This is a genomic window from Asaia sp. W19 (assembly GCF_003994335.1).
GTDB lineage: Bacteria > Pseudomonadota > Alphaproteobacteria > Acetobacterales > Acetobacteraceae > Asaia.
Genome location: NZ_PNQZ01000020.1, coordinates 19,534 through 32,460 on the forward strand (window position 1 = coordinate 19,534; position 12,927 = coordinate 32,460).

At 60.3% G+C, this 12,927-nt stretch carries 10 protein-coding genes; 3 read left to right on the top strand and 7 right to left on the bottom strand.

Going from position 1 to position 12,927, the window contains the following annotated elements; translation table 11 throughout:
• Positions 1–29 precede the first annotated feature (29 nt).
• From C0V97_RS05635 to C0V97_RS05645, 3 genes are all read right to left on the bottom strand, one after another.
• A complete protein-coding gene (locus tag C0V97_RS05635) occupies positions 30–884 on the bottom strand; it encodes a sugar phosphate isomerase/epimerase (protein WP_127101569.1) in 855 nt (284 codons plus the stop codon).
• On the bottom strand, positions 881–2,497 hold the full coding sequence (locus C0V97_RS05640) for an L-lactate permease (protein WP_127101571.1): 1,617 nt from the start codon (positions 2,495–2,497) through the stop codon (positions 881–883). Before C0V97_RS05640 ends, C0V97_RS05635 begins: the two co-directional genes overlap by 4 nt.
• A 130-nt stretch (positions 2,498–2,627) precedes the next feature.
• Complete coding sequence (locus tag C0V97_RS05645; RefSeq protein WP_127101573.1) at positions 2,628–3,389, bottom strand: SDR family NAD(P)-dependent oxidoreductase; 762 nt, start codon at positions 3,387–3,389, stop codon at positions 2,628–2,630.
• A gap of 397 nt (positions 3,390–3,786) precedes the next feature.
• Between C0V97_RS05645 and C0V97_RS05650 the strand changes: the two genes are divergently transcribed.
• Positions 3,787–5,256, top strand: coding sequence for a carbohydrate porin (locus tag C0V97_RS05650; RefSeq protein WP_233581992.1), 1,470 nt, complete (start codon positions 3,787–3,789; stop codon positions 5,254–5,256).
• Positions 5,257–5,384: 128 nt separating this feature from the next.
• Here the strand turns inward: C0V97_RS05650 and C0V97_RS05655 are convergent, their stop codons facing one another.
• From C0V97_RS05655 to C0V97_RS05670, 4 genes are all read right to left on the bottom strand, one after another.
• Positions 5,385–6,410, bottom strand: a complete 1,026-nt coding sequence (locus C0V97_RS05655; RefSeq protein WP_127101575.1) for a polysaccharide deacetylase family protein — start codon at positions 6,408–6,410, stop codon at positions 5,385–5,387.
• A 225-nt stretch (positions 6,411–6,635) separates the two neighbouring features.
• Complete coding sequence (locus C0V97_RS05660; protein WP_127101577.1) at positions 6,636–7,358, bottom strand: histidine phosphatase family protein; 723 nt, start codon at positions 7,356–7,358, stop codon at positions 6,636–6,638.
• Positions 7,355–9,433, bottom strand: a complete 2,079-nt coding sequence (locus C0V97_RS05665) for a hypothetical protein (protein WP_127101579.1) — start codon at positions 9,431–9,433, stop codon at positions 7,355–7,357. The genes C0V97_RS05660 and C0V97_RS05665 overlap by 4 nt, the downstream gene beginning before the upstream one ends.
• 247 nt (positions 9,434–9,680) lie before the next feature.
• Positions 9,681–10,601, bottom strand: coding sequence for a LysR family transcriptional regulator (locus tag C0V97_RS05670; protein ID WP_127101581.1), 921 nt, complete (start codon positions 10,599–10,601; stop codon positions 9,681–9,683).
• A 139-nt stretch (positions 10,602–10,740) separates the two neighbouring features.
• On the opposite strand from C0V97_RS05670, the gene C0V97_RS05675 reads away from it, so the two are divergent.
• Together C0V97_RS05675 and C0V97_RS05680 are read left to right on the top strand one after the other, a co-directional pair.
• The gene (locus C0V97_RS05675; RefSeq protein ID WP_233581993.1) at positions 10,741–11,457 is read left to right on the top strand and encodes an SDR family oxidoreductase; all 717 of its coding nucleotides are present in this window, start codon (positions 10,741–10,743) and stop codon (positions 11,455–11,457) included.
• A 135-nt stretch (positions 11,458–11,592) separates the two neighbouring features.
• Positions 11,593–12,789, top strand: a complete 1,197-nt coding sequence (locus C0V97_RS05680; RefSeq protein ID WP_127101585.1) for an aldose epimerase family protein — start codon at positions 11,593–11,595, stop codon at positions 12,787–12,789.
• The last annotated feature ends 138 nt before the right edge of the window (positions 12,790–12,927 follow it).

A 12,927-nucleotide genomic window follows, 5' to 3' on the forward strand; every position in this document is an offset into this window, starting at 1 on the left:
CGCGATCGGCATGGCTCAGAGGCCTGATGTCACGCGACCGAGACCTCGCCCGGCAGAATATCTCGAACGAAAGTCAGGGAGTCGCTGATCCTTTCTTCGATATAGGCCAGCTCGAGACGCCGCACCCTGCGCCAGGGCGCAGCATCGATACCCCGGCGCATACGCAAGGGAAGTTCCACCGCGAAAGGCAGCGCAGAGACTTCAGCGAGCAGAGCCAGACATTCGGCATCCCGACTCCCCCCTGCTCCCAACGCATGGAAGCTCCAGCCATCCTCATGACGGCGCACATTCTTGATATGGCAATGCGCACAGGCGGGCAGCGCATCGCGCATCTCCGCTACCGGATCGCAACTGGCGTCATGACTGGGCAGATTGCCCGGATCGAAGTTGAGTCCAACCCATGGAGAGCCAATCCTGCTCACCAGGGCTTTTCCCTGCTCTCCGGTATTGATCAGGCTGGGCTGGCCATCACCCGGATTTTCCAGCGCAATCACGATTCCGGCTTTTTCAGCATGGGCACCAAGCGTTTCCATGTTGCGAAAGAATTGTGCTTCATGTGCAGCGACCGCCGCATTCGTATTGATGATACTGGCGCCGATACCCGCAGCGAAATCGATACGATTCCGGAATATATCAATGGAGTCCGGCATCCCCAGATCGATATGGGACGACATCGCCAGACACCCGATCCCGGCATCATGAAGCGCGCGTCGATAAGCGCAAGCGCGGCCCTGGCTGAAAGCCGATTCATCGAACGGCTCGGTATAGCCGACGATATAGGCTGGCTCGACATGGGTGACGCCACAGCGCGCGAGGCTCTCGAGCATGACTGGCAGTTCCCACCCGTCATAGGGTGCGGCACTGAAGGAAATAATCCGACTCATGGAACAGGCTCCGCAGGCAGGGAGGGGACCACCCATCCGCTGATGAAAGGAAGGGACTGAAAAAGGCTGATCGCGCACATCAGCATGAGCAATCCAAGACTCCAGAAAATGACCCGACGGAGGATTGCCGCCTCCTTGCCAACCAGGGAAACCGTGGCACTGGCCACTGCCAGACTCTGGACACTGATCGCCTTGGCCACGACGCCACCAGAAGAATTGGACGCCGCTGCAAGAACGGGCGACATGCCGACACCCTGTGCAGCCGTCGTCTGCAAGCCACCGAAAAGGACATTGGACGAGGAATCCGAACCGGTCAGCGCGGCGCCAATCCAACCGATCAATGGCGATACCAGCGCAAATCCGGTGGGACCGAGCGTCGCCAGAAGAAGACCCATTGTGCGTGTCTGACCGGACAGATTGGCGACGAAGGCCAGAGCGAAAATCGCCGCCACCGTGATCACGGCATGGCGTATCTGATAGGCCGCATCCCGATAGGCCCGCAGAGCCAGACGTGGAGAGAGGCGCAGAACAAGCATCGTGATCACGCCAGACAAAAGGAGCAGTGTGCCTGTCGTCTCAAGAAGCGGCAGTTTGAAGCGCGTCGCTATAGCCGCACCGTCGGGCGACAGAATGGCAAGGCCCGGCCAGTCGAAACTGACAGTGGCTACGGCCAGAACCCGCGTGAGCGCGGGAATCTGCGCGAGCGAGAAAACCAGGATGATGATCCCGTAAGGCGCCAGTGCCTGCGCCATACGCCGCAGATCGATTGCGTTCTCTCTCGTCATTTCCGGCTCGTGCATGCCATTGGGCGCGAGACGCACCGTTGCGACCAGCACAGCCGAGGCGACAAGCGCGGCGATCACATCGGCCAGCTTGACCGAGAGATAATTCGATACGGCGAATTGCGTGAACCCGAAGGATAATCCGGCGAGAAAGGCGATACGCCAATGCGCGCGCAGGGCTCTGCGTCCGCCCACGAGGATCAGCAGGATGAACGGAATGAGCATGGCCAGGATGGGCGTCTGGCGCCCGACCATGGCGCCCAGTGTGGTCACCGGCAGGCCTGTTGCCGAAGAGAGGGCGATAATCGGAAGCGCAAGGGTGCCGAAGGCAACCGGCACTGAATCGGCGAGGAGCGTGCAGATGGCCGCCTGCATGGGAGGAAGACCGATTGCCACGAGCATGGCCGAACAGATGGCGACCGGAGCGCCCGCCCCGATCAGTCCTTCAAGCAATCCGCCGAACCCGAAGGCGATGAGGAGCATCTGTACGGGAGGCGCACCCGCCATACTGGCAAAAACCTGACCGAGCGCCTCGAAATGCCCGCTTCTGACCGTGAGTTCGTAAAGCCAGATGGCATTCAGAATGACCCAGGCTACCGAAATCAGACCGAATGCCCCGCCATAGGCGGCGATATTGAGCGACTGGACAGGGGCGACCCCGTATACCGCAAGGGCAATCAGCAGCGCTGCCGCCAGCGCTGCCAGGGTGGCGCGCTCGGCCCGCCAGCCGAGACATCCGAGAAGAATAAACAGGAGCAGGATCGGGAGGATCGCGATCGCAGACGACCAGACGAGCGACCCCAGCAGGGGCGCCGTGACCTGATGAACCATTGTACCGGTTCTCCAGCTTTTCGTGGGAGCGGGTAAGCGTCACACGTTTTCGCGGAACGCTCTTCCCGCGCTGAGGTCACACCTCCATTCAGCCACGCAGAGCGATGGCGGCATGACCCGATCGCATCACCTAATGGATGTGCGATCCGCCATTGATGTCCCAGGTCGCACCCGTGACATAGGAGGTTTCGGGGCGACACAGATAGGCAATCACATCCGCCACGTCGTCCGTATTCCCTGATCGTCCCATGGGCACATCCGCGATCAGCTTGGCCTTGCGCTCTGGGTCGAGTTTACCTGCCGTGATGTCCGTATCGATCAGACCGGGAGCGACCGAATTGACCGTAATCCCGAATGGCCCGGCCTCTCGGGCGAGCGCTCTGGCAAAGCCCAGAAGACCTGCCTTGGCGGCGGAATAGGCAACGGCTCCGAAGACACCGCCACCGCGCTCGGCAGAAACCGAAGACAGCATGACGATCCGGCCAAAGCGGCGGTCCATCATGCCGCCGATCACGGCGCGGGTTACCAGAAACGCACCACGGACATTGATATCCATGACACGAGTCCATTCCGCCTCCGTAACGTCATAAAAGCGGATGGGAGACGTGACGCCGGCATTATTGATGAGCGCCCCGATAGGCGGCAGTTCCTGCCCGATCTTCCCTACCGCCGAGGATACGGCCTCTGCCTGAGTGACGTCGCAGCCATAACCCCGGGCCTGTACCTTGTGGCTCTCGGCAATGGCGGCGGCAGTTCTCTGGGCGGCTGCCTCATCGATATCGAGAACGGCGATCGACCATCCCTGGGCCGCCAGCGCCTCCGCCGTACGGCGACCAATGCCACGCAGTGATCCAGCTCCTGTTACGATTGCTGTCTGATTGAGATTTTTCATAGCGATGAAACCTATTTCCGCTCATGCGCATCAAACCGCACTTCTGTAGCGGTACGATCAATGCACAATAAAACAAGTTAACTGTTCAAATTGTTCGAACAATCAATAAGTAATCGTCCGATCAAAAATCCTGATCGTCCCTTTTACTGGACTTCCAACCGGTAAAACACATTTCTTGTGAGAGATATCAAACTAATTGTGATTTGTATCACGCCTTTGTGCCATGTCGGGACGCAGTGCGACCGTTACGGTTCGCTCAGAAAATGATCGCTCTCGCAAGGATGCTGTTCGAGCAGGGAATGACCCGCCAGGACGCGTTCGCCAAAGCGAGTAGCCAATACCCGACCAACATCCTCACCTGTGACACCGCGCCCCCGAGACGCTGCGGAGAATTCTCATGCTGTCGAAAAAAACTGCTGGTCCTGTCCTGGCCGTACTGGCCACCTTTCCCTGCATGGACATCGCCCGTGCCCAGACGATCCAACAGGGCGAGGCGACCTATGATGCAGCAACCCGTGTCAACAAGCCGCTTCCTGCACATCCCTCAAGCAAGCCCGTTGTGCCCCCGTTCGAGCATCCTGACGCGCTTTTTCCCGACCCTGCGGGTGTTCTTTCCTGGTTGCGCAGCAAGGGGGTGGCCTTTCTCATGTCCACTACGAACGAATTTTCGGGCGCTGCTACGAAGCCTACCCCGGGTTTCAGCCAATATCGGCAAGGGGCAAGCGGTGCGGGTCAGGTCAATACCAGCCTGCACATGGACTGGTCCAAACTCGCCGGGATTCCTGGCTTTGCGACGCACACCATTTTCACCAGCCGCTATGGCATGACCGGGAATCGCATGTTTGGTGACTGGCTGGGTCACTCATCAGAAATCTATGGCGGCGCAGGCAATGTCGTTTTGCACCTTGTCATGGCCTATGGCGAAGAGAACCTGCTCGGTGGACGGATCGCGATTGCCGGCGGCCGGGTTTCAGAACTCACTGATTTCTCGAGCTCACCGCTCTTCTGCAATTTCGTGAACAACTCCATTTGCGGCAGACCGCGCGCCGCAGCCGACAATGATTTCATCAGCCGTTATCCGGCGGGTGTGTGGGGGGTGCGTTTCCGCGGGCGCCCCTCGCAATACACCTATGTCCAGACTGGCGTTTATTTTCCTGAGCGGAACATGTTCGGCCCTGAATATAACCGCTCTGGGTTCAAATTCAGCGGCGGCTCAGCCATTCGCGGTCAGTCGGTTCCCGTCGAGATGGGGTGGGAGCCCCGATTTGGGGCGCAGAAGGGCCTGCCGGGGCATTACAAGATCGGCGCGCGCCTGATGAATGTGCCTCTCGCCGACGTCTATGCGGATGATGACGGCAGGAGTTTTGCCTGGAGTCGGCGCTCGGCGCGACAACATCCCAGAAGCTGGGGGACCTGGTTCGAGGCTGACCAGAAAATCTGGGTGCCGCATCAGGCAGGTCACCCGGCCAGTGGGGACAGGGGAACGACAATTCTTGCCGGGTTCATTCTAAACGATAAACGGGTTTCCCTGCGTCACTGGCAAACCTATTTCGGCGTCGTCAATCGCGGGTTCATTGCCTCTCGTCCTGAGGATGCTCTCAATATCATCGGCATGTACGAAGCGATGTCACCCGGCGTCAGTGCGACCGAGGCCGCCTATCTGGACCAGGGTCTCATCGCCCGTCTTCCTTATCGGGCAACCGGGGTACAAACCCACGCTGCAGTCCTCGAGGCCAATTATCAGATACAGGTCATGCGCGGCGTCGCCATCGCGCCCGATTATCAGATCTTCATCAACCCGAATGGCCAGAACAATCTGCGCACTGCCCATGTGTTCGGCTTCAAATCGACCGTCCAGATCTTCTGACTCCCCCCCACCTGCGTAACAATGCGCCGAATTTCTGCTGCTATCGGCCGCCACTTCCCGCTATCGGCCCCTGTCAGATACGCCGTTCGACACAGCACGCGCTGCGCAAGAATTCAGAGAGAAACCACTCAATTCGTCTTGCAGTAGCCTCGTATCCACGCGGGCGCTTCGGGCTCTAGGGCGCCATTGACGGCAATATGGCGCTCTCTGGCCCAGCGATAGCCCCACATCGGTCCGTAGGCGGTAGCCATTCTGGGCTCGCTGGCATAGGCAGGATCGGCCTGGGCCTCTTCCAGAGTGATAAAGCGCGTTCCGTCTTTCCTGAAAATATCGATGATCGCAGGGAGCGCCGCTGCGTTCAGCCGGTTGCTGTGCAGGAGCATGATCGAGGGAATTTCACGCCCCATGACGCGGGTATCGAGCGCGCGATAATAGGGAATCTCGATCCGGACATAATCCAGATAAGCGCGCTCGATTTTCTCCATCGCGTCGCTTCGCCCATGGGCGAAAGCACATTCATAAGCGTCGTTGAAAAGATAATCCTCGACGTCGATCGTGGTCGCCGCCAGACGATACCCATGACGATGCACAATATCAGAGAGGGCCAGACGCTTCGCTTCGGTGTCCCCGACATGATTATACGGAAACCTGAAAAACGTGAGCGTGCGCCCCGCCTGATGCGCAAGCGGTCCGATCGTGGCCTCCCCTTGCGTGATTTCCTGCTCTACCTGAACGGGCGTCAACCTGTTGCTGTCGAAATGATGATAGCCGTGATTGGCCAGAACAAACGCTCCCTCGTTCCAGCGCTGAAGAAGCCGTGGACCTTCCGGACCCAACGCCTGCACCTTGTCTTCATTGATGAATGCTGTGACCGGAACAGCATGTCGACGCAGAGCATTCAGAATAGCCGCATTGGCTGCCAGAGCCGCCGCGCGATTAGCTTGCTGCGAGGCCCCCGGCGGCATCACGTAAGGCAGATCATCGAAGGTCATGGCGACTGCGTGAAGGGCAGAGGCATCAGGGCCTGAAGGGGGAGGCTGCCGATACCCCGAAGCACAGGCCCCAGATATCGGAACGACCAGAGACAGGAAGCCGAACGCGCGCAACGCCCGCAGTGAAAAACGCATCAGAGACGGAGGGGTGATTTCTTGCATGATCTTCTTTGCTCCTGACGGGGATCAACGCCACGCGTTCCCCGATCAAGAGCAGGAAAGTATCGAACCACGGCCTTGTAACGTCAGAGAAATGACCAATGATGGCAAAGGTCTGTCATCACAGGGTCAGCCACGCGTTGAGAGAGCCGTGCCTGGGAAGACGGCCGGAGGCTCCCTATCCCTGTCAAAGCCTCCGACATGCGCCCGCCCGGGATCCTTCGCGGCTTATTCCGCGCCTAGTGCGGTCGGAAGCTCATTGACTGTCACCACACGCCAGACACCATTGATGCGCTCGATGATCGAAAGCGACAGATTCTGGATGGAGAAGCGCAGTCCTGTATCAGGATGGACATTCAATGCATGCGAAAGCGCCGCGCGAATGGCCCCGCCATGGCTGACCACCACCGTATCCTGCCCCGCATGATGGTCGGCCATTTCATCCAGCGCATGGCCGACACGCGCACACACATCCAGCATGCTCTCCCCACCCGGAGGCTGCTCCGATGCTGAGAGAGACCAGAAATTATGGGCGGTCTGACGCAGCTTCATCGGCAGTTCCTCATGAGGAAGGTTATGCCACTCCCCCATGGATTGCTCGGTCAGGCGCGGTTCGATAGTCAGCGTGCGGGCACCGTACCCGGCTGCGAAAATAGCCTTTGCCGTATCCTGCGCGCGCTTGAGGGGCGAGACCACCCAGTTGGCCTCATCCGGAAGCCTGCGCCCAAGCGCGGTATAATAGGGCACCTGCAGAGCCAGATGCTCGGAACAGAGTTCGACATCCAAAGACCCGTAGACACGCAGCCGGGCGGTTTCCTCCACAATGGCATGACGAATAAGCCAGAACCGCGTGACACCCGAGGGGAGTTGCATGGAGTCAAGAAAATGACCGTGCGCCTTGGGCGCGGTCGCCCCGGTATCATTGAATTGGGGCGTATTCGGCTGGGTCATGATACCAGAGACTTTCGCGAGAAATGAGAGTGAGGCGCATAGCGCGGGATAGGGCCAGCCGCTTCGAGCAAGTCCCAGTGCCGCAGGATGAGAGAAAGCTTGTCGAAAACGCGACGCATATCGGCAAATTCCCGCGCGAGACGCACCGTGTCGGTCATGCCGGCATGGGAGGGCTCACCCGAAACCAGTCGCGCCCCGGCGCAGAGACGCAACGCTCCGGCATTTTCGCCCCCCAGAGCCGGGTGCGGCACGGGCACGGGCTGCCCCAGATGGCAGAGCAATTCAGCGAGCGGAGATGCCGCGATCCAGGGTGACAAGTCGCTATTCAACCAACGATGCAGTGCGCGCGCCTTTTCCAGTGCCAGTGGCTTTTCCGGCGTCTTTGGATCCTGCACGAGGAAGGAGAAAACGGTCGGAATCACATCCCAGACTTCCTGCCCGCCCAGATTTGAACGTTCAAGAGCCGGCACCGGAAGCAGGGTCAGAGCGGGATGAAGGTCGATCACGTCATGCGCATTGGTCTCGAAGCGCCGCAGGATGTCGCTGATGCGTTTGGGCGGCACAGAAGTGAAAGCGGCGCTCTCAGCCAGGGCCGCTTTCCAGCGCAAGGCGAGCCCCAGATTGCCCCCACGGCGCAGGGGCGTGGGAGGGCGGGTTGCGGGCCAGTCGCATCGATTGAAATAGGCCGAAAGGCCGCCCGGAAGCGTGTAACCGGCCAGGGCGCCGGGTTCAGTTCGCGGCAGGAGAACCGCGCCGCAAAATGGAGGCCCGGTCAGGAACTTGGAGCCCGTGGTCATGACAAGCATGCCCTTGCGGACGAGGGCGTTGATGCGCTCGGGGGCGAGGCGGGCCTGACAGGCATCGACCACGATTGTGATCTGATCCGGATAGGCCTCCATGAGGCTGTCTATCAGTTCGGCACGGGGGCCGACGAGACCGGTTTTGGACATATCGAGTTGATGGAGAATAACGTGACGTCCCAGGGCGAGTTGCTCCCATACGCAACATCGTATCGCCTCATCACGCTCGGCTTCATCACGCGGACTGCCATCCGGGTGGCGGATGTCGATCCCCACAAGCCGGGTGGCCGTGGGAAAGCCTGTCAGGAACTCCGCCTTGTCAGCCTGTGTACCAAGCGCGGTGCCAGATGCGAAGTGACGCCCCTGGGCCGCCAGAGGCACGCCACTTCCTGTCTCATCGGGGGCGATGAGAATATTGACCACTGGCGCTCCGCCCGCACGCCTGAGCCCGATCGCCAGTACGGCCAGTTCGCAATCGGTCCCTGATGCAGCAAGCACAACATGATCGCGGCCTTCGAGCCCGTAAAGCGCCGCCAGACCATCACGCACAGAGAGACAGGCGCTCTCGCAGGCCTGCTGCGCCGATGCCCCTTTCAACGCCTCGATCAGGAATTTCCGTCGTGCCGTTTCCGCCCCCAGATAGCCGCGTTCGGAAAGCGACGACGCTGTGGAGGAGGAGAAGGTCACCGCCCATGGGCGCGGGCGGTGCGAACATCCGTACCGATTGAGCCCGGTTGCGGGATCGATGACAAGACGCTCATCCCCACCATCGGCCATCAGATCCTCAGACGGAGCAAGCCACGGCCAGAGCGACGCGAGCCGCGCGAGCAACAGCGCAGGCTCGACGGGAGAAAGCGATGCCTGGGGGCAGAACTGCGTGAGAAACGGCCAGAGCGCGGTAACGCGCTCTGCACAGGGCGGATGTTCTCCGGCGAACTCTCCGAGCCAGCCCAAATCGACCGGGAGCGCGAGCGTTTCACAATCGAGGAGATGGAACCGTGCAGCCACCCGGGCAGCGACGATGGCCGCAAGAGGCCTGTCCCGCACGGGTAGTTCCTGCAGCAGGAAGCTCCACTCGAGCGCGTAACGGAGAAGGGTGGGCGCCATATCCGGGCGTTCGAAGGCCAGAGCACCCAGGGTGATGGAGTCGGCAGAAACGGTGAAAGCCTGGGTCAGACGCGGGGAGAGATTGAAGACACTCTTATCCGACAGGCTTTGCAGGTCCGGGCGATCAAGCGCCGAGAACAAATCATCCGTCACTTTTTCTGCAAGCACGCGACGCCATCCCGATGTGAAGAAGCAGGCCTTATAGACCATGGCAGGGGGAACCCCAAATCAATCGAACCGGTCCTTACCTGTCCTGTCGCGATCCCTTGCCGGCATTGGTCAGACGTGGATCGGTCGTGGCCTCACGCCGTCCGGGCATGGGAACATGAGCGATCCATCCTGGCAGAAAATCGAAAAGGCCTGACGCTCAAAGCGCCACCTCCCAACGCCATTGCAGCGAGAGCGGCAGTCATGATCAGAAGGCATCCGGACCAGCTTTCTGGCGCACCAGAGCGATGATCCTCTCCCTCAGCCAACGATGGGCGGGATCGGCATTCAGGCGCGGATGCCACAGCACGCTGACGGTGATTCCAGGTGTTTCAACCGGCGGGTCGAAAGCGTGCAGTCCGCTCGTTCCAGCGGGCGTCAGGCATGAGCGCGGGACCAGAGCCACCAGCGCGCCCCCTCGCGCGAGGCGCAAAGCGTCATCGAAACCAGGCACGACAACCGCGACCCGACGGTGCAGCCCAAGGGCCTCAAGAGCCTCATCCACAGGACCACGCAAAGCGCCACGCCTGGAGGTGACGACATGCCGACAGGCCGCGAAACGCTCCGGTGTGAGTGGCGCCGCAAGCACGGGATGATCGTCACGCACCACGGCCGCAAAGCGATCATGAAAAAGCGGCTTCATACGCATCTCCGGCCCAAAATCATCCGGCCCGATCACCCCGATTTCCAGATCGACCCTGCCCTCACGCAGGGCAGTGGCCTCCTTGTCGCGACGAGGCAGGAAAACGAGTGTCACCGTGGGCGCTTCTGCCAGCAGAGCTTCGGTTAGAATTGTGCCATAGGCTTCGAGAAACCCGTCATTGGTGCGCAGGATGAAGACGCGCTCGAGCGTCTTGGGCGCAAAAGTTTCCTCGGCGGGGGAGAGAAGTGCACAGGCCCGAGCCGTGACCTCCCGCACTTGATCACGCAGCACAAGGGCATGGGGTGTCGGCACGAGGCTGCGCCCCGCCCGCACCAGAAGCGCGTCGCCTGTCGCCACTCGCAGTCGGGCCAAGGTCCGGCTCATGGCAGAGGGACTCAGATCGAGCGCTTCTGCCGCCTTGAGCACACTCTCCTCTCTCAGCAGCGCCTCGAGAGCAACGAGAAGATTGAGATCTTTCGGGATCATGACTCCGCCTCCTGTTCTGCCACGCTCCATAAGGGGCGTTTGATGCATTGATATCCTGCAATTCATGCGTCTGGCGCCATCATGGAGCAGCCTCCACTTTTGGAGTCCATGCTTTCCTGCGTCAGCAAAGGACTACGTCTTGACGACAGCACCCCTGTCTGCACCGCCTCCTCCGCATCTGCTTCTCGTGGGAGCGTCTCGGGGGCTTGGCCTCGCCCTGGCCGAGGCCTTTCTCATGCGCGGCTGGCGCGTTACCGCCACACGACGCGGTACACCCGAAGATGGGCTGGCCGAGCTGGCCACGCGATTTCCTGACCGTCTGACGACTGAGAGGCTCGACATCGCCTGCGACGCCCAGATCGCAGCGCTCAGACAAACGCTCTCCGGCGAGCGCTTCGAGATGCTGTTCATCAATGCGGGGACAACCAATGCTCAGCCCGATCAGCCCATCGGCCAGGTCAGCGCCTCGGATTTCATGGAGATCATGCTGACCAATGCCCTCGCCCCCATGCGGGTGATCGAGACGCTGGATTGTCTCGTCAGCCCTCAGGGACTGATAGGGGTGATGTCCTCGGGACAGGGCAGTGTCGCCAATAACAATGGCGGGCAGCGCGAACTCTATCGTGGCAGCAAGGCGGCACTGAACCAGTTCATGCGCTGTTACGACGCGCGTATCGGCCGGTCACGCCCCCTCGCGCTCATTGCTCCGGGCTGGGTGCGTACGTCACTGGGTGGCGCGCAGGCACGCTTCTCGATCGAGGAAACGATTCCTGGTGTGGTGGACGTTCTGATCGCCCATCGCACTGAAAAAGGGCTGGTCTATCGCGATTATGCCGGGAAAGATGTCCCCTGGTGAGCCGAGACTTCTCGCAAACTGTTATGAAAGGATACGCAAACACGGATTAGACGTACCCATATAACGGGTTTATGAACGTTTCGTAACATATCACTGTGCCATGACGGCTTGGCCGCATGGCAGCGAGGCGTTCTCATGTGCTCTGCCCCTTTCTCCCGTCGCGTTCTCCGTCGCAAGGCCCTGCGTTCCGCCGCCTTGGCACTTGCCGCCGGAATGGGCTTTTCTCCCGCCATGGCAGCGACCATGACCGCCTCCCCTTTCGGTAAAACGAGCGATGGCAAGGCTGTCAGCGCTTACACACTTAAAGCCCCCAACGGGCTTGAGGTCACGATCATGACCTATGGCGGGGTGATCACCCGGATCATGGTGCCTGACAGGGCTGGCAAGCGTGAAAACGTGGTGCTCGGCTATGCGACCCTTGCCGAATACGAGGCCAAGAGCCGCGCCAATGGCGTGTTTTTCGGCGCCCTGATCGGTCGCTTTGCCAATCGTATCGCAAAAGGACGCTTTACCCTTGATGGCCATGATTACACCGTGCCGGTCAATAATGGCCCGAACTCGCTTCATGGCGGGAAAGAGGGCTTTGACCGGCGTGTCTGGAGCGCCCGTGACATCGCCCGTACCGGTCAAAAGGTCGGGGTGGCGCTCTCTCTCGTCAGCCCGGATGGCGATCAGGGTTATCCCGGCGCGCTGCACGTCACCGTGACGTATACGCTGGACGATCAGGGGACGCTGGGCATCGAGTACAAAGCCACGACAACAAAGCCCACGGTGCTCAACCTGACCAATCATTCCTATTTCAATCTCGCCGGTGCAGGCTCACAGGACGGGATTTTCAATCACATGCTTCAGGTCAATGCCCGGGCTTATACCCCCACAGATGCCACACTGATCCCGACCGGGGCGATCGCACCTGTGGCGGGCACACCCTTCGATTTCACCACGGCCAAGCCCATCGGCAGGGATATCCGCAAGAGCGACCCGCAATTACTCATGGCGCATGGCTACGACCATAACTGGGTGATTGACGGAGCACCCGGCCCCGATGGGCTCAGACCGGTCGCGACCCTGTGGGACCCCGGCAGCGGTCGGAGCATGAGCTGTGCCAGCACGGAACCCGGGGTGCAGATCTACACCTCGAATTTCCTCGATGGCTCCGATGAGGGGAATGGCCTGATTTTCCGTCAGAGCGATGCCGTGACCTTCGAAACACAGCATTTCCCCGATAGTCCGAACCAGCCGAAATTTCCCTCCACCCGTCTGGACCCGGGACAGACTTTCCACAGCCGCACCGTGTTCCGTTTCGGTCTGCATGACGCAAACAACCAGTGAAACATCAGGGTCAAACAGCGAGGAGTCTGATTTAGATCCTAGTCGACGAAGCCGTTTTCCCTATCCTGCGTTGAGCCCCGGAAATGGCGCCTGCGTTGCCAGGCGTCATGCTCCACCGGCTACGCAGACGGCATGAGC

Coding starts and splice junctions, on each gene's coding strand:
- C0V97_RS05635 (WP_127101569.1), bottom strand. CDS start 884: ATGAGTCGGATTATTTCCTTCAGTGCCGCACCCTATGACGGGTGGGAA.
- C0V97_RS05640 (WP_127101571.1), bottom strand. CDS start 2,497: ATGGTTCATCAGGTCACGGCGCCCCTGCTGGGGTCGCTCGTCTGGTCG.
- C0V97_RS05645 (WP_127101573.1), bottom strand. CDS start 3,389: ATGAAAAATCTCAATCAGACAGCAATCGTAACAGGAGCTGGATCACTG.
- C0V97_RS05650 (WP_233581992.1), top strand. CDS start 3,787: ATGCTGTCGAAAAAAACTGCTGGTCCTGTCCTGGCCGTACTGGCCACC.
- C0V97_RS05655 (WP_127101575.1), bottom strand. CDS start 6,410: ATGCAAGAAATCACCCCTCCGTCTCTGATGCGTTTTTCACTGCGGGCG.
- C0V97_RS05660 (WP_127101577.1), bottom strand. CDS start 7,358: ATGACCCAGCCGAATACGCCCCAATTCAATGATACCGGGGCGACCGCG.
- C0V97_RS05670 (WP_127101581.1), bottom strand. CDS start 10,601: ATGATCCCGAAAGATCTCAATCTTCTCGTTGCTCTCGAGGCGCTGCTG.
- C0V97_RS05680 (WP_127101585.1), top strand. CDS start 11,593: ATGTGCTCTGCCCCTTTCTCCCGTCGCGTTCTCCGTCGCAAGGCCCTG.